Here is a 22,804-nt window from a genome sequence, read left to right on the forward strand (position 1 = left end):
GCTCTTTTATTTTATCACTGGATCAGTGCATAAATACAGCAGACTTTTAGCAATAACCAAAAGACATAAGTCTCTGATAGCGCTGCTCTAGCATCTTATCAGTACCCAATTCTTCTAGCTCAGCCAAGTCGCGCTTTAATTGCACTTTTAGGTTCTTAGCCATTGCATCATAATCGCGATGTGCGCCACCTAACGGTTCTTCAATGATGTTGTTGATTAAGTCCAACTCTTTTACTCGTTGCGCAGATACACCCATAGCCTCAGCAGCCAGTGGTGCCTTTTCTGCACTCTTCCAAAGAATCGACGCACAACCTTCAGGTGAAATAACCGAGTAGGTGCTGTATTGCAACATATTAACGCGGTCGCCCACACCAATTGCCAATGCACCACCCGAACCACCTTCACCGATCACAGTACAAATAGTTGGCACTTTTAATGCGGCCATAACTTTTAAGTTACGGGCGATGGCTTCACTTTGACCACGCTCTTCAGCACCAACACCAGGATAAGCACCCGGAGTATCAATAAAGGTCATAATAGGCATTTTAAAACGCTCAGCCATTTCCATCAGGCGTAATGCTTTGCGATAACCTTCAGGTTTTGGCATACCGAAGTTGCGTTTAATTTTCTCAGCCGTGTCGCGCCCTTTTTGCTGACCGATCACCATAACTGGCTTACCGTCAAGACGTGCAACACCACCTAAAATAGCCGGATCATTGGCAAAAGTACGATCACCTGCAAACTCATCAAATTCCGTGAAAATACGGTTGATATAATCGCGAGTGTACGGACGAAGCGGATGACGAGCCAACTGAGAAACCTGCCAAGCACCTAAGCCTGAAAAGACTTTTTTGGTTAACTCAACATTTTTCTCTTTCAAGCGCGTAATTTCTTCTTCAAGGCTCAGATCTAAACTGCCTGAACGGCTAACATTTTGTAACTCTTTTATTTTTACTTCCAATTCTGCAATTGGAAGTTCAAAATCAAGATAATTGAGGCTCATGCTCTAAACTACCTAATTAGTTAAATTCTAGTTCTATTTCTTGCGCCGCCATTTGTGATAATCGAGTCAATAGATCATCAGTAGGCGTCACACACCATTGGGTTCCCAGCGTTAACTCAGCTAACGCATCTGGACGTTGGTACGTTATCTTTATCGGACACGTACCAAACTTGTAAGGTTCCAGTACTTTTCGTAAATTTTCGAAGAAGTTTGCTTCAATTTGCACCATATTTAGCGTCATTTTTATCGCACGAATACGTTTTTCTCGTGCCTGAGCTATAGTACACACGTCTCTGGCGGTCATTGTAATGCCCCCAGAGAAGTTATCAAAGCTGACCTGTCCGGTTATTACCAAGATTTGGTTAATTTGCAGCAATTCTTGGTACATTTCAAACTGTTCAGGGAATAAGCGTACATCAATCCGGGCACTCTTGTCATCTAAAGTTATCAAGCCCCAGCGATTCCCTTTCTTATTTATCAGGGTTCTTGCATTGATCACTAAACCCGCAGCGGTAGACTGAACGTCGCGGTTAGTGGGCTGCAAGTCAACTAGTCTGCCAGAAGTGTAGTGCTTTAATTCTTTTCTGTATTGATTGATCGGGTGACCGGTTAAATACAAGCCTAATGTCTCTTTCTCACCGTCTAACCACTGGTTGTCAGTAAGTGGTAAAGCACTGGTAAAGGCTTGTTCTACTTGCTCTGGCTCAACCGCTAACAGACCAAACAAGTCTGATTGACCAAGCGACTCTGCCTTGTGGTGTTGTTCAGCAGACTTCATTGCTCCTGTCAGACTAGCCAACAATGTAGCTCTTCCAGGCTGATTTTTCTCCGGCCCAAGTTTGTCTAAAGCGCCCGCATAAATGAGCTTTTCAACGACTCTTTTATTTAGCCGTTTTAAATCAACACGCGCACAAAAATCAAAGAGATCTTTAAACTCACCGCCTTTTTCTCTGGCTTCAAGAATTGCTTCGACTGGTCCCTCACCAACACCTTTAATGGCGCCAATACCGTAAACAATTTCGCCCTGACGATTTACGGTAAATTTATATACACCTGCATTCACATCTGGCGGCAATAAAGTGAGTTTCATGTTCTCACACTCATCAACCAATGTGACGATTTTGTCGGTGTTATCCATATCGGCAGACATTACCGCAGCCATGAATTCAGCCGGATAATGGGTTTTCATCCAAAGTGTTTGGTAAGACACTAATGCGTAGGCTGCCGAGTGAGACTTGTTAAAGCCATATCCCGCGAATTTCTCCACCAAATCGAAGATTTTCATCGCAAGTTCGCCATCAACGCCGTTAGCAATCGCCCCCTCTTCAAAAGTCGAACGCTGCTTGGCCATCTCCTCAGGCTTTTTCTTACCCATAGCTCGGCGCAGCATGTCTGCTCCGCCCAGCGTATACCCCGCCAGAACCTGAGCAATCTGCATTACTTGTTCCTGATACAAGATAATACCGTAGGTAGGCTCAAGAATTGGGATCAGGCTATCATGCTGCCACTGTACATCTGGGTAAGAAAGTTCTTCACGTCCATGCTTACGGTCAATGAAGTTATCTACCATGCCCGATTGCAATGGTCCCGGTCTAAATAGTGCAACCAGGGCTATCATATCCTCAAAGCAGTCAGGCTTTAGACGACGGATCAAATCCTTCATACCACGGGATTCTAGCTGGAATACCGCCGTGGTCTCTGCTCGTAACAACAGCTCAATACTAGGTTTGTCATTTAGTGGAATGGCGTTAATATCAACGGGTTCTTTGCCTTCGCGAGCTAGACGCTCGTTGGTCATATCCAGCGCCCATTGCAAGATAGTGAGCGTTCTTAACCCCAAGAAGTCGAATTTAACCAAACCTGCTGTTTCAACATCGTTTTTATCGAACTGGGTAACTGGAAACTTACCTTCTTCATCACAATATAAAGCAGCAAAGTCGGTAATTGTGGTCGGCGAGATAACAACACCACCGGCGTGCTTACCGGCGTTTCGTGTACACCCTTCCAAGATGCGACACATATCGATGAGATCTTTAACTTCCTCATCGCCATCGTATGCCTCTGGCAGCCTAGGTTCGACGTCAAAAGCTTTTGCCAGCGTCATACCTGGGTCGCCCGGCACCAGCTTAGAAATACGATCAACAAACCCATAAGGGTGCCCAAGCACACGACCAACATCTCGGATAACGGCTTTTGCTGCCATAGTACCAAAAGTGATGATCTGTGATACGGCGTCACGGCCATACAACATGGCTACATGGTCAATTACCTCATCTCGACGGTCCATACAAAAGTCAACGTCAAAGTCAGGCATCGAAACACGTTCAGGGTTGAGGAATCGTTCGAAAAGTAAATCAAACTCCAATGGATCAAGGTCGGTAATTTTTAACGCATAAGCGACCAATGAACCTGCACCTGAACCCCGTCCAGGGCCTACTGGAATATTGTTATCCTTACTCCACTGAATGAACTCCATTACTATCAAGAAGTAGCCGGGGAATCCCATCTGGTTGATAACGTCCAGCTCTATTTGCAAACGCTCATCGTATTCGCCACGTTTCTCGGCCCGTTCCTGATCATCTGGGAATAGAAACTGTAAGCGCTCTTCCAACCCATCTTTGGAGACCTTAACGAGGAAGTCCTCAATTTTCAAATCACCTGTGGGGTAATCGGGTAAGAAGTAGGTACCAAGTTGCACTGTAACGTTACAGCGTTTGGCGATTTCTACTGAGTTCTCAAGCGCTTCTGGAATATCACTAAATAACTCCAGCATTTGTTCAGGTGTTTTTAAATACTGCTCTTTGGAGAAGCGCTTTGGACGACGTTTATCTTCTAACGTGTAGCCATCATGAATAGCAACTCGGATCTCATGGGCTTCAAAGTCTTCTTCATGCAAAAATACCACTTCATTGGTGGCCACAACAGGTAAGTCTCGCTCGCTTGCCAAAGCGACTGCCGCATGTAAGTACTCTTCTTCTTGTGCTCGACCTGTACGTGTGAGTTCTAGGAAAAAATGGTCTTTAAAGTGTTGCTCGTAAAACGCCAACACATTCAGCGCTAATTGTTGATTACCTTTGAGTAGTGCCTTACCTACATCGCCATCTTTGGCACCGGACAGAAGAATAAGTCCTGATTTATGTTCTGCCAGCCATTGCTTATCAACCACAGGGCGATGAAAAACATGCCCCCGTTGATATGCTCGAGAAATAAGTAAAGTGAGATTTTTATAGCCTTCGTTGTCTTTGGCCAATACTACCAAACGACTAGGTTCATCAGGAAACTCATCGCTTTTTAGCCATATGTCCGCGCCCACAATCGGCTTAATTCCCGCCCCGTGAGCCGCATCATAAAAACGCACCAGACCACATAAATTCATTTGATCGGTAATAGCAAACGCGGGGAGCCCGAGTTCCTGTGCTCTGGCGACAATGGGTTTGGTTTTGGCGAGTCCATCCACCATGGAAAAATCACTGTGAACGCGTAAATGAACAAACTCTGGGGCAGCCATACCTATAGCTCCTTCATAGCCAATATACGCTGCACCGGTTTAAAGCTTTTCCGATGGTGCGGTGTAATACCATGCGCTTCTAACGCAGCAAAGTGTGCTTTAGTAGGGTAACCTTTGTGCCCCGCAAAACCAAATTCTGGATATTTAGCATCTAGCTCCATCATTTGATGATCACGCGCAACTTTAGCTATGATTGAAGCGGCACTGATCTCAGCGACAAGGCTGTCACCTTTGACAACACTTTGGGCTGGCATTAACAGCTTTGGTAAACGATTGCCGTCTACAAATACAAAATCAGGCTGAATACTCAGCCCCTCCACCGCTCTGCTCATCGCAAGCATAGTGGCGTGTAATATATTCAGTTCGTCAATTTCTTCTACCGACGCTCTGCCGATGCTAAAGCTCAGCGCTTTTTCTTTTATTTCTTGCGCCAGGAGTGTGCGTTTTTTTTCAGTCAGCTTTTTTGAATCATTCAATCCTTCAATTGGATTGTGAGGGTCTAGGATGACCGCAGCGGTCACCACATCACCTACCAGGGGCCCACGACCAACTTCATCTACGCCGGCGATATACTGTACGTCAGGGCGTTCAATCTGCATTAATTAACTCCTCAACTGCATTTGCCGCTTGTTTGCTGGCATCAAGACGAATGTTGTTGTGAATTTCATAAAACTTACTGATTAACGCGTCATTATCCCCTTTGAGCATGGGATACAAAGCGTCAACAAGTGCATCAGAGTTACACTCTTGCTGCAAAAATTCTGGTACTAAACGCTCGTCGGCCAATAAATTTGGCAAAGAGAAATATTTGATATTGAAGGTGAAAAAATTCTTAAAAATCCAATAACTTAGCGGTTTAAACTTATATCCAACCACCATTGGCTTTTTGTACAACATAGCTTCTAATGTCGCCGTTCCTGATGCCAGTAACACAGCATTAGCAGCAGACATCGCTGTACTAGATTGACCATCAAGCATCATAACGCTAAGGTCTGGTGCGGTTTGCTTTAGAACTGCTTCAAACTGTGCGCGGCGCTTAGCATTCACCAACGGAACAATGATTTTTAATGATGGTAAGCGCAACTTAAGTTTTTGCGCAGCATGTAAGTATGTTTCACTTAACAGCCCTACTTCTGAGCCTCTGCTTCCCGGTAATAAGGCAAGTACTAAATCGTCTTCACTTAAACCCAGCTCCGCACGCGCAGCACTGCTATCGTGGTCCAGTTCAATTTCATCAGCAAGCGTATGACCGACGAATCTACAAGGTACACCATGTTTGTCATAAAATGATTTCTCAAACGGCAGTAAAGACAGAACTAAATTAGTTGCCTCTGCAATGGTATAAATGCGCTTTTGACGCCATGCCCAAACTGAGGGGCTCACATATTGAACGGTCTTAATACCCGCCTTTTTGAGTGGTTTTTCAACTCGTAGATTAAAGTCAGGAGCATCTATGCCAACATAAATATCTGGTGGATTATCAATAAAGTATTGCACGAGTTGTTTACGGATCTTAAGTAATCTAGGCAATCGGCCTAACACTTCTACAAGCCCCATTACAGCTAATTCTTCCATGTCGAACAAGGTACGACACCCAGCGGCCTGCATTTTTGGACCTGCGATACCTACAAACTCAGCATCTGGATATTTCTTTTTTAGTGCGTTAATGAGTCCTGCGCCTAAAATATCACCCGATAATTCACCCGCCACCAGGCCAATAGTTAATTTTTTGTTATTTATCATCACATTAATCTATTTTATAAATAAAAACGCCATACATAAGCTTTGTATGGCGTTCATCAGCATATAGGCCTTGCTATCACAGTTTTTCGTTACCGAATAATACCGCGATCCGACGTATCTAAGAAATCTATCATTTGCTGCACAGCGGCAAATTCAGATGCTTCTTGCTGCATCGCTGCAACCGCTTCATCCAAACTTAAACCTTTGCGATACAGAGCTTTATAAGCTCGACGTACAGCCATGATTTCTTCACTGCTAAAGCCTCGGCGTTTCATACCTTCAGTATTTATTGCTGCTGGTTTTGCTGGGGTTCCCGTCGTTGTTACGAACGGCGGCACATCTTTGCTAACCCCAGAGTACATACCGATAAAGGCATGAGCACCAATCTTACAAAACTGGTGAACCCCTGTATTACCCGCCAAGATAGCCCAATCACCCACATGTACATGACCTGCAACACTGGCACCATTAGAGAAAATAACATTGCTGCCAATCACTGCATCGTGAGCTACATGGGTGTAGGCCATAAATAAGTTATTGCTGCCTATTTTTGTGACGCCCTGATCTTGAATTGTACCACGGTGGATTGTGGCACATTCACGGATGATATTGTTATCACCCATAATTAATTGTGTTGGTTCATCCTTGTACTTCTTATCTTGGCAAGCTTCCCCCACTGACGCGAACTGATAAATATGATTACCAGAGCCAATGGTTGATGGTCCTTTGATCACCACGTGAGATTCGATGATACAGTTATCACCAATCACTACATCATTCCCGATATAGCTATAAGGACCCACAGAGACGTTATCGCCTAGCTGTGCGCCTGGTTCAATAATCGCAGTAGGATGGATCACTATTACAACTCTCTTCTTGCACACATAAGGTCAGCGCAACAAACGACTTTACCATCAACCTTTGCTTCACCGTAAAACTTCCAGATATTACGACGCTCTTTGACAAATTCAATATGCAAATTCATCACATCACCTGGAAGAACAGGCTGCTTAAAGCGCGCATTATCAATTGCTGCAAACAAGTATAGCTCGTTCTCGCTGCGATTCTCTACCGTTTTAAAACCCAGTAGTCCAGTAGCCTGTGCCATAGCTTCGAGGATCATTACCCCCGGGAAAATAGGCTGGTCTGGGAAGTGGCCTGTGAAAAGTGGCTCGTTTACCGTCACATTCTTAACCGCGTGTAAATACTCACCTACTTTGTAATCAATAACTTTATCAACCAACAACATTGGGTAGCGGTGTGGTAATAACTTTAAGATTTCTTGGATATCAAAACCGTTCAGTTCGTTTGCCAAAATAGCATCCTTTTATTATTCATCTATCTTTTTTAGCTGCTCTGTTAAAGATTCAAGCGCCTTCAAACGCTGCTTAAAATCTGTCAGATTGCGTAAATGAGCCATATTGCGTCGCCACTCTTTGTTGGTACTGTGAGGTACACCTGAGGAGTAAACACCCGCCGTAGTAATCGATTTGGTGATCATTGTCATACCGGTGATCACAACACCATCGCAAATTTCCATATGACCATTGATACCTACTAACCCAGCAATTTGGCAATGCTTGCCAATTTTAGTGCTACCAGCAACCACCGATGCACCAGCTATCGCTGTGCCTTCACCAATTTCTACGTTATGCGCTATTTGAATAAGATTATCTAAAATTACATTATTATGAATAACCGTGTCATCTAATGCCCCGCGGTCAATCACGGTGTTGGCACCCACTTCAACACTGTCGCCAATAATAACGCGTCCAACTTGAGGGATTTTTACCCACGTTCCCTGATGGTTCGCATAACCGAAACCATCACTGCCAATGACTGCTCCCGACTGAAATAAACAATCTTTGCCTATTTCTACCTCGTGGTACACGCTGACATTCGCCCACAGTTTAGTGTTATCACCGATTTTTGCGCTGTTACCTACAAAACATCCAGCGCCAATTTGTACATTGTCACCGAGCTGTGCATTTGCTTCAATAACTGCATTAGCAGCGATTGAAACATTTTTTCCAAGCTTTGCCGACTCATGGACCACCGCACTTGGGTGCACACCTTCAGCACTGCGAGGTGTCGTATCCATAAGTTGAGCTAATTTGGCATAGGCAATATATGGATTTTTTACGATTAATTTATTGCCTTTGAAATGTTCGGCATCAGACTCAGATAATATCACGGCACCGGCATGAGTGGTTGCCAGTTGAGCACGATACTTACTGTTCGCTAAAAAGCTAATATCTTTATCTGTTGCCTGCGCGAGTGTCGCAATCTTATCGATTTGACACTCGCCGTTGCCAACCAGCACAGCATCAATCGATGCCGCCAGTTGAGCTAAACTATAATGTTTGGTCATTACTTTTTGCTTACCGCTTCAACAACTTTGTCAGAAAGGTCCGCTACTTTATCAGGGTTGAAGTAAATTGTCGTATCTTTTACTTTAACTTCATCGAACTTACCGCTTTTAGCGACATCTTCAATTACATCAATGATTAACTTTTGAACTTTTGCAAGTTCTTCATTTTGACGCTGTTTGATTTCTTGCTCAAGAGGACGACCTTTTTCTGTCAGCTCTTTTTGCATCCCCTGAATTTTGTCACGCAAAGTCGCTTTTTGCTCATCGCTCATAGTCGCGCCTTCACGCTGGAACTTTTCCATTTCAAAGCGAATGTCGCCTTGTAACTTCTCTAATGCCTGACGACGCTCAGCGAATTCTCCTTGTAGCTGCTGTTCGATTTTAGCTACTTGAGGAATATTTTTGTAGATCTGCTGCATGTCTACAATACCTACTTTATGCGCCAATGCACTTGCAGATGTCCCCATCATTAATGCTGCCATTAAACCCATTGCAGTTGTTTTTATAAGTGTTTTCACAATTAACTCCTTAGAATGTATTACTGATATTAAAACTGATCGTCTTGGTTTCGTCATCATCTTCTTTTTTCAATGGATAAGCGAAACTGATCAGCATGGGGCCCATCGGCGAGATCCACTGAACCGATAAACCGGTAGAGACCCTAAAACGGGTTGGATCCGAGTAATCCGAAAGCTTCTTATATTGATCTTCATGTAAGTTTGAATAACGGTCCACATCAAACTCAGTATCCCATACGTTGGCAGCATCAACAAAGAAGCTGGTACGTACAGAGCTGGTGTTGTCTTCGTCTAAAAATGGCGTTGGTACGATTAATTCAGCACCTAGTGTCGCTTTTGCGTTACCACCGATACGACCACCTGGCACAAGCGAATCGAATTCGCTGCTGCCACCGATATTCGAGGTGGTCGTGCCATCTGGTAACGTTGAGCCAGGGATCTCGGTCATTCTGCGCTGAATTGCACGCGGTAGTATGGTGTTGCGCTCAAAACCACGTAACTCATTTTCAGATATCCTAAAGAACTCTTGGAATGGTAAGGTCTGCTCATAACCATTTGTCTCACCATATCCGTTACCGTATGCAAGTCCCGCACGAGTTGAGAATACCCAGCGATGGTCATTACTGATAGGCCAGTAAAAACGTGAATCATAATCTACTTTAAAGTAGTTAAGGTCTGAATTTGGCGACGTAGCTCTAAACGTTAAGCTCTGGCGAGAACCCGCTGTTGGGAACATGCCTCGGTTTACGGTCATACGAGACCAGCCCGCACTCAGCTCGTATTTAGTAAAGTTATACGCGCCATCTGGGTCTTCTGGGTTTAGAAATGCTAGACGCAAAATACGTGTTTGCTCGTAGTCTGCGATGTAATCAAGCTTTTCGTCAATCCAACGTATACCAAAGTTGATTCTGTTAATCGCGTTGATTGGGAAACCGAAGTTAGTTCCAATACCATACTGACGAGAGTCGTAACCTATCAGGCCTAATTTACTGCCATCAAAGCTACTATAATAAATACTGCTACCTTGAGACACACCATCTGGCGTGAAGTATGGGTCTGTGTAAGAGATGCTGTAGTTATTCTGACTTTTTGAGGTATTGATGTTAAATGCAAGCTGATTACCCGTACCTAGGAAGTTAGACTCGCTCACCCCTACGTTGAACTGCATACCGCCGTATGAACCATACGCGACACCGGCTTGGAAACTACCTGCTGGTTGTTCTTTAACAGTAAAATCAACATCAACCATATCGTCAACGCCCGGTAGAGGCTTCACTTCAAAATCAACCTTTTCCATATAAGGTAAACGTTGGATCTGAAGCTTAGAACGCTCTAGATTCTGGTTAGACAACCACGCGCCTTCAAGCTGCGTCATTTCTCGACGTACCACTTCGTCAGCGGTCACTTGGTTACCGTTAACAAGAATACGACGGACATACACGCGCTTACCCGGGTTTACCGATAAGGTGAGCTGCACTTCTTTTGTTTCGTCATCGATTTCAGGAATGGTACGAACTTCGGCGTTGGCATAACCAAAACGCGCTAAATAACCTTTGATGAATTCCTCAGATGAGGTCACGATTGAACCGTTATATAGCTCACCCGCTTTAAGTGGAATAATACTCTTGATCAGCTCTTCACGGCCCAATAGATCACCGATGAAGTCATAGCCCTTAACGGTGTATGTATCCCCTTCGGAGATATTTGCCGTTACATAGACTGACTCTCTTTCAGGGCTAACAGACACCTGTGTAGAGTCAATATTGAAACGCAGATAACCTCTGTCTAGATAAAAACTACGGATTTTCTCTAAATCACCTTCAATGGTTTGCTTTTGATAGCGGTCGTTTGACATAAACTTCCACCAAGGCAAATCTTGTTGTGATTCAACTAAAGAAAGTAATTCCTCGTCAGAGAATAACTCGTTACCCACAAGGTTAATTTGACGAATTGATGCTGCATCACCTTCGTTAAACTCTAGTTTTAATCGCACACGGTTACGTGGTAAATCAACAATGCTCATCTCAATCTTGGCATTATATTTACCAATACTGTGGAAAAACTCGATCAACCCTTTTTCGATATTATCAATGACCGTTTTATCTAACGGCTCACCGACTCGAATATTCTGCTGCTCAAGGCTTTCATTAAGCTGCTCATCTTTGATGTCTTTGTTGCCATCAAAGTCAATTCCCGCAATAGTTGGACGCTCTTGAACCTTGAAAATGATTTGCTCACCGTCACGATACGCTACGATATCGTCAAAGTGACCAGACTTATATAACGCCTTAATAGTCTGAGAAATCGTGTACTGATCGACAGTATCACCAACGTTAATCGGAATATGCGTTAATGCCGCACCTAGTGCAACACGCTGCAAACCTTCCACTTTCAAATCTTCAACGATAAAGGAGTTTTGCCCTAAAGCGGCAAAACTAGCGCCAAGTAAACTCGTTACTGCAAGATGTTTTTTTATAGGCATTTTATTATCTTTATCCTTTACAACAGTTAGCGCCCTAAGCGCTTTGATGGACGTCACTCACGCCATTCGAGCTACAGCCTCGAGACATCGTTAAGTAATGCAAAACAAGTTAAAGCTATCAGTACTAATGCACCGACCTTAAACCCTAACTCTTGTGTCTTTTCAGAGACTGGTTTTTTGCGAATTAGTTCAATTATGTAATACATTAAATGCCCACCGTCCAAGACAGGTAGGGGCAATAAGTTAAAAACACCAAGGTTTACACTAATTAGTGCTAAGAAGCTTAAAAACGCAACAATTCCATAGCTAACACTGTTACCTGCACCAACGGCAATGCCAACAGGGCCACTTAAGTTTTTGACCGACACTTGCCCTGTAATGAGATTACCTATCATATCAAAACTCAGGCGGATCAACTCGAAAGTTTTCTCAGCGCCAAGCACCATACTATCCCATGGACCATAATGTCTAGTTTCCACATATCCATCTGGCCATTTTTCAAACAATGGCACAACACCCAAAAAGCCCTGTGATACACCATTTGGCCCAACTCGCTCTTGTGGAGTTACGGGCAATTCAACAATCTTACCCCCCCTAGACACACTGAGCATCAGCGGAGTATTCGCTGAGGACTGGATACTCTGTACAAACGCCTGCCAACTCTCAATTGGTTCACCATCTAGTGCGATTAAGGTATCGTTGACTTGTAATCCTGCTTGTTGCGCAGCAGAATCATCAGCGATGTGTCCAAGAGTTAGAGTTAGTGCGGGTCTAAAGGGAACAATACCAACAGCATTCAGTGGAGCTTCATCCTGTTTATCCAGTTTCCAGCCCTTAATATCTAGCGTTCTGATAGCAATTTGCTGATGCGCATCCTGCACTTTAATCTCTATGCGCTCTTCGCCAAGGTGGCGCATTAAACCAAAGGTCACATCCTGCCAAGAACTGACTTCTTTACCTGCCATGGTAAGAATATGATCACCGCTTTGAATATTGGACTGTGCGGCTCTTGAGTTGAGCTGAACCTCACCAACGATTGGTTTGGCATTTTGTACGCCAATCATATACATTGCTGCGAGCACAATAATAGCGAATAAGAAGTTAGCAATCGGGCCTGCTGCAACGACCGCTATACGAGACAGTACTGGCTTATTATTAAATGCGAGGTGGCGTTTTTCTGCGGGCACTTCATCGACTCGTTCGTCCAACATTTTCACGTAACCACCCAAGGGGATCATAGCAATCACGTACTCAGTCCCCTGTTTATCGTACCAACGACAAAGTGGCTTACCAAAACCGATGGAAAATCTTTGAACCTCTACACCAGCGCGCCTTGCTACCCAAAAATGACCATATTCATGTACTGTAACAAGGATACCTAAAGCAACAATAAACGACGTCAGGTTCCACAGAAAATCAAACATAACTTACCTTATCCGACTTACACATTCATGTGCCAATGCTCTGGCTTGCGCATCTTGCGCCATAATTTCGTGTACCGAGTTTAAAGAATGTAACGTGGACTTTTCAAGCACCTCAGCGTTAACACGGTAAATATCACAAAAACCGATCTGTCGGCGCAAAAATGCCTCAACTGCAATCTCATTTGCCGCGTTTACAACCGTTGTGGCAGCTTGTCCTGAGCGACAAGCATCAATAGCAAGAGCCAAATTGGGATAACGAGTAAAGTCTGGTTTGGTAAAGGTAAAGTCGCTGAGCGCAGCAAAATCTAAAGGTTTAACGCCCGCATCAATTCGCTCTGGATAGGCCAAGCCATATGCTATGGGTGTGCGCATATCGGGCTGACCCATTTGTGCGATAATAGAACCATCAGTATATTGGACCATGGAGTGGATCATACTTTGCGGGTGGATCACCACTTCTATATCTTCAGCCTGACAAGCAAACAACCACTTGGCTTCAATAAACTCTAAGCCTTTGTTCATCATAGTTGCAGAGTCTACCGATATTTTTTGCCCCATGGACCAGTTTGGATGGGCCACCGCTTGCTCAACTGTCACGTCTTTTAGGCTCGATAAATCACGCGTTAAAAAAGGACCGCCAGACCCCGTTAACAGAATTTTGCTAACGCCAAACTGACTTAGCCCCTGCTTTGCGTCTTGTTGCAAGGCGTGTGGCAAACATTGGTAAATTGCATTATGTTCGCTGTCAATCGGTAGCAAAGTCGCGCCGTGTTGGGCTACTTTGTCCATAAACAGTTGGCCTGACATCACCAGTGATTCTTTATTGGCTAGTAAAATCTTTTTGCCCGCTTCAACAGCCGCCAACGTAGGCATAAGACCTGCTGCGCCAACGATAGCTGACATCACTGTATCCACATCACTATGAGCGGCTACCTGCGCCATCTGCTCACAACCTTGTAGGACCTCTGTTTTTGTATGTGCTAGGTTTTCGCGTAATGATTTCGCCGCTTGCTCACAATCCATAATCGCAAACTTCGGCTGATGAGTAACACATAACTGCGTCATTAACTCAACATTACGACCCGCAGCCAAAGCATAAATCTTATAACGCTCACTGTTGCGCGCAATCACGTCTATGGTAGACAGACCGATAGAACCCGTTGCCCCTAAGATAACAACTTGTTCTACTTGCCTCATAGCGTTACCGTCCATGCGTAAAACAGTGCAAATATCGGCGCAGCCGCTGTGAGGCTGTCAATTCTATCCAAAATACCACCGTGTCCCGGTAAGCAAGAACCTGAATCTTTTAAGCCTACTTCACGCTTAAACATACTTTCCAGTAAATCACCAACCGCAGAAAACAAAGCGATAAACAGCGTCATTACCGCGTATATTGGCCATAGCCTTTGTTCAACTTGGGCAAAGTAACAAAATAGCACCACGAATATCACTGCTGTGATAGCGCCACCGATTAAACCTTCAATTGTTTTGTTTGGACTCACGTTAGGCATTAACTTATGTTTGCCAAAGTTTTTACCCGCAAAATAAGCGCCAATATCTGCGCTCCAAACAATCCCCAATACCACCATAATAAGTGTTGAACCGTATTGGTGGGCTTGTTGATACTCTGCACTGCGTAAAACGTTTAGTGCTAACCACAAAGGTACTAAAGTCAGTAACCCCGCCACTGCGCGCATTACAATCCCTTCATTCCATGCTTTTGCCATTCGAGGGTATTTAACAATCAAAAAGGTAGCAACCAACCACCACGCAAAGGCCAAAGTAAAGACATAGTTTGCATCAGCCAGTAAACGCCCCTCCTGCCACAAAGTGGTGATAGGCCAGTGCAAATGCAGCAATAGTAAAACACCAGACATTAAGATAACAAAGCTACTGCGCTGCTTTACTGACGACAAACCAATAAACGCAGACCATTCCCATGCGCCGAGCAATACAATTGCACCAGCAATAAAACTAAATAACGCTAAAGGTGTATAGAACACCAAAAGCATCGCCAATGGCGCAAGCACCACTGAGGTTAAAATTCGTTGTTTTAGCAAACTAATTTACCTTTAACTTGTTGTTTTGGACGCAGCGAGTAGTTGTTTTATTTGATCGCCGGTGCAGCCAAAGCGCCTTTCTCGAGATACATAGCAGGCAATTGCCTCTGAAAACGCCTCATCATTAAAATCAGGCCATAAAGTATCTGTAAAATAGAGCTCAGCGTAAGCTGCCTGCCAAAGCAAAAAGTTACTAATGCGGTAATCACCGCCAGTTCGTATCAGTAAATCAAGTTCGCTTTGGTTTGCCATTGTAAGATGTTTTGAAATTTCATCTTCCGTGATCTGTTCAGGTGTAAAGCTTCCTTCAGCCACCTGTGTCGCTAACTTTTGCGCTGCCTGAGTAATGTCCCAGCGGCCACCATAATTAGCAGCAACATTAAGTTGTAGTCCAGTATTTTCACTCGTCAACTGATGAGCGGTATTAATTCGCTCCTGCAAAGATGAGGGAAAACGAGCTAAATCTCCAATAACAGTTAATTTAACGTTGTTTTTATGTAGTTTCTTAACTTCTTTTGTCAGGACTAATAAAAACAGCTCCATCAGTGTGCTCACTTCGTCTTCTGGACGACGCCAGTTCTCGCTGCTAAATGCAAATAGCGTCAAAGATTCAATGCCCAACTTTGTGCAAAATTGCACAGCGTTGCGAACGGAGTCGACGCCCTTCTTATGCCCATATGTACGTGGTCGATTTCGAGACTGCGCCCAGCGACCATTCCCATCCATAATGATGGCAACATGTTTTGGCAAAGATTGCTGTGAAATTGTTTCAGCGTTTAAAACCATAATCCCGATTTAGATAAAAAAAAACGCCGCCTAGTATACCCCAGACGGCGTTGCAAAACTAATAGTTTTGAATTGCTTAGATTTCCATCAACTCAGCTTCTTTTGCGCTCAATTGTGTATCCATTTCTTTAACAAACTTATCTGTTAGCTTTTGAATTTCATCCTCTGCTTGACGTGCTTCGTCCTCAGAGATTTCTTTGTCTTTCAAAAGTGCTTTAATGTCACCGTTTGCATCACGTCGAATGTTACGAACAGCAACACGGCCACCTTCAACTTCGCCACGCACGACCTTGATTAAATCTTTACGACGTTCTTCCGTTAGCGGAGGAAGTGGAACGCGAATAATAGTACCCGCTGACATTGGATTTAAGCCTAAATCCGATGACATAATTGCCTTTTCAACTGCCTGCGCCAAAGACTTGTCAAATACACTGATTGTTAGTGTACGTGCGTCTTCTGTAGATACATTCGCTACCTGATTAAGTGGTGTATCTGCGCCATAATAAGAAACGGTAATACCGTCTAAAAGAGCTGGGTGAGCACGGCCAGTACGGATTTTAGATAATTGGCTAGCAAGTGCTGCTACGCTTTTTTGCATGCGCTCCTGCGCATCTTTTTTAATATCGTTAATCACAATTCAATCCTAGTCTTAACTGATTATTCCGAGGCTGCAGAAGAGATCAATGTGCCCTCTTCTTCGCCCATGATAACGCGTTTTAAAGCGCCTGGTTTATTCATGTTAAATACGCTCAAAGGCATATCATGGTCACGGGCTAGCGTAAATGCGGCTAGGTCCATCACCTTTAATTCTTGTTCTATCACTTCATTATACGTCAAATGGCGATAAAGTGTGGCGTCTGGGTTTTTCACCGGATCATCACTGAACACACCGTCTACTTTTGTTGCTTTGATAACTGTATCGGCTTCAATTTCGATACCACGTAAACACGCAGCTGAGTCAGTAGTAAAGAATGGATTACCAGTACCTGCAGAGAAAATTACCACTCGGCCAGACTTTAGTAAGCTGATCGCTTCTGCCCAGTTGTAAGCATCACATACCCCATTTAGAGGGATAGCGGACATCAAGCGCGCATTTACAAACGCACGGTGCAATGCATCACGCATTGCTAAGCCATTCATCACAGTGGCAAGCATTCCCATGTGGTCACCCACAACTCGGTTCATACCTGCTTCTGCCAATGAGCCACCGCGTAAGAAGTTACCACCACCGATAACTAAACCCACTTCTACGTCGAGCTCTACAAGTTCTTTGATTTCTTGTGCCATGCGATCCAACACTTTTGGATCGATACCAAAGCCTTCATCTCCCATTAAAGCTTCACCGCTTAATTTAAGAAGAACGCGTCTAAAAACAGGTTTTCGATTGATAGTCATATTTTCCGGGCCATTTGTGAAAGTGAGATAAAAAATAACCGCGCTTATGATATTCATAAATGCGCGGCTATTTTAAAGAATTTTCAGCATCGAAGCAAAAGCAAATCGAGGAAATACCATCGGTATTTGCCTTTGCCACTGAACAAAATTACTCGCCTTTTGCAGCAGCGATTTGTGCAGCAACTTCAGCAGCGAAGTCTTCTTCTTTCCTCTCGATACCTTCACCAACTTCTAAACGTACGAAGTTAGATACTGTAGCACCTTTCTCTTTAAGGATTTCGCCAACAGTTTTCTTAGGTTCCATGATGAAAGCTTGACCAGTAAGAGAAACCTCACCAGTGAACTTCTTCATACGGCCAACAACCATTTTCTCAGCGATTTCAGCAGGCTTACCTTCGTTCATCGCGATGTCGATTTGTACCGCTTTTTCTTTTTCAACTACGTCTGCAGGAACGTCTTCTGGGTTTACGTACTCAGGCTTAGAAGCAGCTACGTGCATTGCAACGTGCTTAAGTGTCTCTTCGTCAGCTTCACCTGCAACAACAACACCAATACGCTCACCGTGACGGTAAGTCGCAAGGTTAGCACCGTCGATGTACTCAACGCGACGAACGTTGATGTTTTCACCGATTTTAGCAACTAGAGCAACACGTGCTTCTTCGAACTGTGCTTGAAGATCAGCAATCGTTGTTTTAGATGCAGCAGCAACGTCTAGTACAGAGTTAGCGAACGCAAGGAAGTTAGCGTCTTTAGCAACGAAGTCAGTCTGACAGTTAACTTCTAATAGAGCAGCGAAACCTTCGCCTTCTTTGATAAGGATTGTACCTTCAGCAGCGATGTTACCCGCTTTTTTAGCAGCCTTTGCAGCACCGCTCTTACGCATATTTTCAATCGCTAGCTCAATGTCACCATTGGTTTCAGTTAGCGCTTTTTTACAATCCATCATGCCAGCGCCAGTACGCTCGCGTAATTCTTTTACTAGGGCAGCAGTTACAGCCATTAGAATATCCTCAAATATGAATTCTGTTTTAGGGAAGCGGAATAACCGCTCTTCAAGAATATCAAGTCTTCACCTCATTTAGATGAAGACTTGATGACAGCTAATTACTCAGCTTCTACGAAATCGTCGCTTTCTGCTTGAGCAACGATGTTGCTTTCACGACCTTCAGTGATAGCAGTAGCTACAGCGCCAGTGTAAAGCTGGATAGCGCGGATAGCATCGTCGTTACCAGGGATGATGAAATCAACACCATCTGGGTTCGAGTTAGTATCAACAACAGATACTACTGGAATACCTAGGTTGTTAGCTTCGCGAATTGCGATGTGCTCGTGGTCAGCGTCGATAACGAAGATAGCGTCAGGAAGACCACCCATATCTTTGATACCGCCAAGGCTCTTTTCAAGCTTTTCCATTTCACGAGTTAGCATTAACGCTTCTTTTTTAGTCAGCTTCTCGAAAGTACCGTCTTGGCTTTGAGCTTCAAGGTCTTTAAGACGCTTGATTGATTGACGAACTGTTTTCCAGTTAGTCAACATACCACCTAACCAACGGTGATTTACGAAGTACTGATCACTTTGAAGAGCTGCTTCTTTAACTGCTTCGCTTGCAGCGCGCTTAGTACCTACGAAAAGAATTTTACCTTTGTTAGATGCAGTGTTCTGTAAGAACTTAAGTGCATCGTTGAACATAGGAACAGTTTTTTCTAGGTTGATGATATGTACACGGTTACGAGCGCCGAAGATGAAAGGTTTCATCTTAGGGTTCCAGTAACGAGCTTGGTGACCGAAGTGAACACCAGCCTGAAGCATATCGCGCATTGAAACGTTTGCCATTTTAATTTCCTCTAATAGTTAGGGTTAAGCCTCCACATATCCCATAGCACCAACATGCTTAGATTTACCAAGACATGCACCCAAGTGTATGTGTCGATATGTGTGTGTGTTAATATGAATGTGTTTATCTTAAATACAAACAACCCCGTAAGATTTATTTGTAAAAAGACGGCGCGCTTTATACCATATAAAAGTGCATAACTCAACGATAAGTACAAAAATTGTGCGTTGTTGCTAACTTAAAAAAACCGACTTGGAGTGTCAATGAGTGCAGTGATTAAAACCCCTGATGAAATCGAAAAAATGCGTGTTGCCGGGCGTTTAGCCGCAGAAGTGTTAGAAATGATTGGGCCATATGTGAAGCCTGGGGTCACTACAGATGAGCTAAATACAATTTGTCACGATTATATTGTGAATGAGCAAAATGCGATACCAGCGCCACTAAATTATCATGGCTTTCCTAAATCAATTTGTACGTCTGTGAATCATGTTATCTGTCATGGTATTCCTAACGACAAACCGCTTAAAGAAGGTGACATTATTAATATCGATGTCACGGTGATTAAAGATGGTTACCACGGCGATACATCAAAAATGTTCTACGTTGGTGAGCCAACAATTCAAGGTAAGCGCTTGAGCGAAATTACCCAAGAAAGCCTTTACCTTGCCATCAAAATGGTGAAACCTGGCGTGCGTTTAGGTGACATTGGTGCCGCTATTCAAAAATTTGCTGAGGGCTTTAATTACTCTATCGTTCGTGAATATTGTGGACACGGCATTGGTAAAGAATTCCACGAAGAACCACAAGTCATGCACTATGGTAAACCAGGTACTGGCGAGATGCTAAAAGCTGGCATGTGTTTAACCATTGAGCCGATGGTTAATGCGGGCAAGCGTCAATGTAAGTTGCTAAAAGACGACTGGACTGTTGTAACCAAAGACCGTAGTCTATCAGCTCAGTGGGAGCATACATTACTGGTCACTGAAAATGGCGTTGAGATCCTTACCCTGCGTAACGACGAGACAATTGACAGAGTGATTGAACACTAGGAGCCTTAGGTGGCACTGCCTAACAGAGTAAAAAAGCTGCTCGACGATGCCGAGCAGCTAGATGATTATAAAGATTGTTCTGCTTATTTTTATAAATGGCTACACAACGAATTTTCAAAGCAACCTGTACGAAACCTGATCAACGCTCGCGCCGAGTTTATCGACCGCCTGTTGATTAAGTTGTTTAATGACACAGGTCTTGCACAATATCCAGAAATTGCTCTGATCGCTATCGGAGGCTATGGCCGAGGTGAGCTTCACCCCTACTCTGATGTTGACTTCTTGCTATTGGTACAATCACCTCCCGACGAACAACTCAAAGGTTGCTTAGAAACCTTTGTGACTCTATTGTGGGATTTAAATTTAGAGATAGGCCACAGCGTCCAAACACATGAGCAGGTGCTTGAACAAAAAAAGCAAGACGTTCACTTTACTACCAGCTTACTAGAAAGTCGCTTGATCTGCGGCAACCACATTGAATTTGAACGCTTAAAAAGTCACATTATGGAAACGCCGATCTGGCGTTCTGATGAATTTTTTATCGCCAAAGTAGACGAACAAAAAGTTCGTCATAGAAAGTGTCACGGCACCGCCTATAACCTTGAGCCAAATGTTAAAGAGAACCCTGGTGGATTACGGGATTTGCAGACCATTTTTTGGGTCGCAAAAAAGCACTTCCACGCTGAAACCCTCGAAGAGTTAATTAGTCATGGCTACCTGACTCATGAGGAGTATCAAGAGCTTCTAGAATGTATTGAAAACTTATGGAACATCCGCTTTGCTCTGCATTTAGCCGCTGGTCGTAACGAAAACCGCTTGTTGTTTGACCATCAACCCAATGCCGCTGAGTTACTAGGCTTTGGTGCCGAAGGTAAAGCATCGGTTGAGCGCATGATGAAACGCCTGTTTAGGATCATGAGTCGCGTACGAGAAATGAATCAGATGCTTTTGTCTTATTTTGAGCAAAGTATCTTACCAGAAAGCAGTGAGCAGGCCGTTGTGCCACTTGATAGAAACTTTGAGCGAGTGGGCAATAAAATTCGTGTTAAAAACCCTTCGGTGTTTTTCAGACGTGAACAACTATTTGTGCTTTTTGAACATATTGCCGACAACCCCGAAATTATTAGTATTGACCCAAATACCATCAGAACAATGCGTCAAGTACGACGAAGACTACTTGGCGACCTACAAGATTATGCCGGTTGTAGAGATGCGTTTTTACGTCTGTTAAAACACCCAAACGGCATGGGACGTGCGTTTACACTAATGCACAAGCATGGTTTGATGGCCGCTTATTTACCACAGTGGCGGAATATTTTTGGCCAAATGCAGTTCGACCTATTCCACGCCTACACTGTGGACGAACACACCCACAAACTTGTTAAAAATATTTATCACTACTTTGATAAAACTCAACCGAGTGAATTTCCTATTTGTAGCGAAATTGTCACTCGAATGGACAAACCCGAGTTACTGTATCTTGCGGCGATATTTCATGATATTGCCAAAGGCCGCGGGGGAGATCACTCTGAGTTAGGAGCTGTGGATGCATTAGCATTTTGTAAAATGCATGGTTTTACAACTTCAGATTCACGTCTTGTTGCCTGGCTGGTCAAAAGCCACCTGTTGATGTCTGTGACTGCACAACGAAAAGACATCAACGACCCTGATGTTATCAATGAATTTGCCTCACAGGTTAAAAACGAGCGTCAGTTAGATTATTTATACTGCCTGACAGTTGCTGATATTCGAGCAACCAACGACAACTTGTGGAACGATTGGAAAAATACCCTGCTTCGCGAGCTCTACTTACATGCGCAACGCGCATTGCGCCTCGGTCTTGAAAACCCTATGGATATGCGTGATCAAATCCGTGATAAAAAGCACCAAGCCAAGCAGCGACTGATCAACAAAGGCTTCGAAGAAGAGTTCATCGACCTAAGTTGGTCACGTTTTAAAGCGAATTACTTTACCGCATTTAGTGAGCAGCAAATATCTTGGCATAGCGAGCACTTACTTAAGTCCAAAGACCTAAGTCAAGCCAGTGTAATGGTCAGTGAAAAGCCTCTTCATGGCGGAACGCAGGTATTCGTATATAGTCCCTATGAAGTCACATTGTTTGCCAAACTGGTGAGTGTCATTGGCTCTAAAAAAGCACAGATCCAACACGCACAAGTCATGACGACCAAAGACGGCTATGTCGTATTTAGTTTTGTGATCTTGGAAGTCAACGGTAATCCTATTGCCAGTGCTCGAGCTAACTCAATTCGCAAGGGTATCGAGGCTGTATTACAAGACCCCAAGAAAAAAATACGCGTTAAAAAGAATCGCTCACAGCGTTTTAAAGACTTTAATATCAAACCAAAAGTCATCGTGCGCCCTCATCCGCGCAATGACAGAAACCTAATTGAAATTCAAGCGATTGATATCCAAGGTTTACTAACCAAAATAGCCGAAGTATTTCAAGCTAATTCACTGCATATTCATGCCGCGCGGATTACAACCGTGGGCGAACGTGCGGAAGATTTCTTTGTGGTATCCGATGAGAAGTACCAAGCTTTAAGCGAAGAACACAAAGCCGAATTGCATCGTGATTTAATGAGAAAATTAAACGCAGAATCCGAATAAAAG

General features: G+C 43.8%; 19 protein-coding genes. 2 read left to right on the forward strand and 17 right to left on the reverse strand.

The features are described 5' to 3' along the window. Nucleotides 1-46: 46 nt before the first annotated feature. The 17 genes from accA to rpsB all read right to left on the reverse strand — a co-directional run bounded on the left by accA (nucleotide 47) and on the right by rpsB (nucleotide 19,123). Nucleotides 47-1,003: an acetyl-CoA carboxylase carboxyl transferase subunit alpha gene (gene accA / locus BIW53_RS16235; protein ID WP_070993096.1), complete on the reverse strand. Its 957-nt coding sequence runs from the start codon at nucleotides 1,001-1,003 to the stop codon at nucleotides 47-49. 16 nt (nucleotides 1,004-1,019) lie between these two features. Beyond that, nucleotides 1,020-4,511, reverse strand: coding sequence for a DNA polymerase III subunit alpha (dnaE, locus tag BIW53_RS16240; RefSeq protein WP_070993097.1), 3,492 nt, complete (start codon nucleotides 4,509-4,511; stop codon nucleotides 1,020-1,022). A 2-nt stretch (nucleotides 4,512-4,513) separates the two neighbouring features. Next, complete coding sequence (rnhB, locus tag BIW53_RS16245; RefSeq protein WP_070993098.1) at nucleotides 4,514-5,110, reverse strand: ribonuclease HII; 597 nt, start codon at nucleotides 5,108-5,110, stop codon at nucleotides 4,514-4,516. Continuing rightward, entirely contained in the window at nucleotides 5,100-6,254 is a 1,155-nt protein-coding gene (gene lpxB / locus BIW53_RS16250; protein ID WP_070993099.1) for a lipid-A-disaccharide synthase, read from the reverse strand. Before lpxB ends, rnhB begins: the two co-directional genes overlap by 11 nt. An 89-nt stretch (nucleotides 6,255-6,343) precedes the next feature. Next, nucleotides 6,344-7,114 carry an acyl-ACP--UDP-N-acetylglucosamine O-acyltransferase gene (gene lpxA / locus BIW53_RS16255; RefSeq protein WP_070993100.1) on the reverse strand — a complete coding sequence of 257 codons (771 nt, stop codon included), beginning with the start codon at nucleotides 7,112-7,114 and terminating at the stop codon, nucleotides 6,344-6,346. Between the two features lie 2 nt (nucleotides 7,115-7,116). Continuing rightward, on the reverse strand, nucleotides 7,117-7,569 hold the full coding sequence (gene fabZ, locus BIW53_RS16260) for a 3-hydroxyacyl-ACP dehydratase FabZ (protein WP_070993101.1): 453 nt from the start codon (nucleotides 7,567-7,569) through the stop codon (nucleotides 7,117-7,119). A 15-nt stretch (nucleotides 7,570-7,584) separates the two neighbouring features. Continuing rightward, a complete protein-coding gene (gene lpxD, locus BIW53_RS16265; protein WP_070993102.1) occupies nucleotides 7,585-8,625 on the reverse strand; it encodes a UDP-3-O-(3-hydroxymyristoyl)glucosamine N-acyltransferase in 1,041 nt (346 codons plus the stop codon). Next, nucleotides 8,625-9,143, reverse strand: a complete 519-nt coding sequence (locus BIW53_RS16270) for an OmpH/Skp family outer membrane protein (protein WP_070993103.1) — start codon at nucleotides 9,141-9,143, stop codon at nucleotides 8,625-8,627. Before BIW53_RS16270 ends, lpxD begins: the two co-directional genes overlap by 1 nt. 10 nt (nucleotides 9,144-9,153) lie before the next feature. After that, the gene (gene bamA, locus BIW53_RS16275; RefSeq protein ID WP_070993104.1) at nucleotides 9,154-11,625 is read right to left on the reverse strand and encodes an outer membrane protein assembly factor BamA; all 2,472 of its coding nucleotides are present in this window, start codon (nucleotides 11,623-11,625) and stop codon (nucleotides 9,154-9,156) included. 71 nt (nucleotides 11,626-11,696) lie between these two features. Beyond that, nucleotides 11,697-13,049, reverse strand: coding sequence for a sigma E protease regulator RseP (gene rseP / locus BIW53_RS16280; protein WP_070993105.1), 1,353 nt, complete (start codon nucleotides 13,047-13,049; stop codon nucleotides 11,697-11,699). A 3-nt stretch (nucleotides 13,050-13,052) separates the two neighbouring features. Then, nucleotides 13,053-14,246, reverse strand: coding sequence for a 1-deoxy-D-xylulose-5-phosphate reductoisomerase (gene ispC / locus BIW53_RS16285; protein ID WP_070993106.1), 1,194 nt, complete (start codon nucleotides 14,244-14,246; stop codon nucleotides 13,053-13,055). Then, nucleotides 14,243-15,109 carry a phosphatidate cytidylyltransferase gene (locus tag BIW53_RS16290; protein WP_070993107.1) on the reverse strand — a complete coding sequence of 289 codons (867 nt, stop codon included), beginning with the start codon at nucleotides 15,107-15,109 and terminating at the stop codon, nucleotides 14,243-14,245. The genes ispC and BIW53_RS16290 overlap by 4 nt, the downstream gene beginning before the upstream one ends. 12 nt (nucleotides 15,110-15,121) lie before the next feature. Next, nucleotides 15,122-15,895, reverse strand: a complete 774-nt coding sequence (locus BIW53_RS16295; protein WP_070993108.1) for an undecaprenyl pyrophosphate synthase — start codon at nucleotides 15,893-15,895, stop codon at nucleotides 15,122-15,124. A gap of 76 nt (nucleotides 15,896-15,971) precedes the next feature. Further along, entirely contained in the window at nucleotides 15,972-16,529 is a 558-nt protein-coding gene (gene frr / locus BIW53_RS16300; protein WP_070993109.1) for a ribosome recycling factor, read from the reverse strand. A gap of 23 nt (nucleotides 16,530-16,552) precedes the next feature. After that, nucleotides 16,553-17,290 carry a UMP kinase gene (gene pyrH / locus BIW53_RS16305; protein WP_070993497.1) on the reverse strand — a complete coding sequence of 246 codons (738 nt, stop codon included), beginning with the start codon at nucleotides 17,288-17,290 and terminating at the stop codon, nucleotides 16,553-16,555. A gap of 148 nt (nucleotides 17,291-17,438) precedes the next feature. Then, nucleotides 17,439-18,290, reverse strand: coding sequence for a translation elongation factor Ts (tsf, locus tag BIW53_RS16310; protein WP_070993110.1), 852 nt, complete (start codon nucleotides 18,288-18,290; stop codon nucleotides 17,439-17,441). Nucleotides 18,291-18,394: 104 nt separating this feature from the next. Beyond that, nucleotides 18,395-19,123: a 30S ribosomal protein S2 gene (gene rpsB / locus BIW53_RS16315; protein ID WP_070993111.1), complete on the reverse strand. Its 729-nt coding sequence runs from the start codon at nucleotides 19,121-19,123 to the stop codon at nucleotides 18,395-18,397. A 264-nt stretch (nucleotides 19,124-19,387) separates the two neighbouring features. On the opposite strand from rpsB, the gene map reads away from it, so the two are divergent. Both map and glnD read left to right on the forward strand, forming a co-directional pair. Further along, nucleotides 19,388-20,173, forward strand: a complete 786-nt coding sequence (map, locus tag BIW53_RS16320; protein ID WP_070993112.1) for a type I methionyl aminopeptidase — start codon at nucleotides 19,388-19,390, stop codon at nucleotides 20,171-20,173. Between the two features lie 9 nt (nucleotides 20,174-20,182). Then, nucleotides 20,183-22,801 (forward strand): [protein-PII] uridylyltransferase, encoded by a 2,619-nt coding sequence (gene glnD, locus BIW53_RS16325; protein WP_070993113.1) that lies wholly within the window; start codon nucleotides 20,183-20,185, stop codon nucleotides 22,799-22,801. The last annotated feature ends 3 nt before the right edge of the window (nucleotides 22,802-22,804 follow it).

Origin of the sequence: Pseudoalteromonas byunsanensis (assembly GCF_001854475.1) — a bacterium.
Classification (GTDB): Bacteria; Pseudomonadota; Gammaproteobacteria; order Enterobacterales; family Alteromonadaceae; genus Pseudoalteromonas; species Pseudoalteromonas byunsanensis.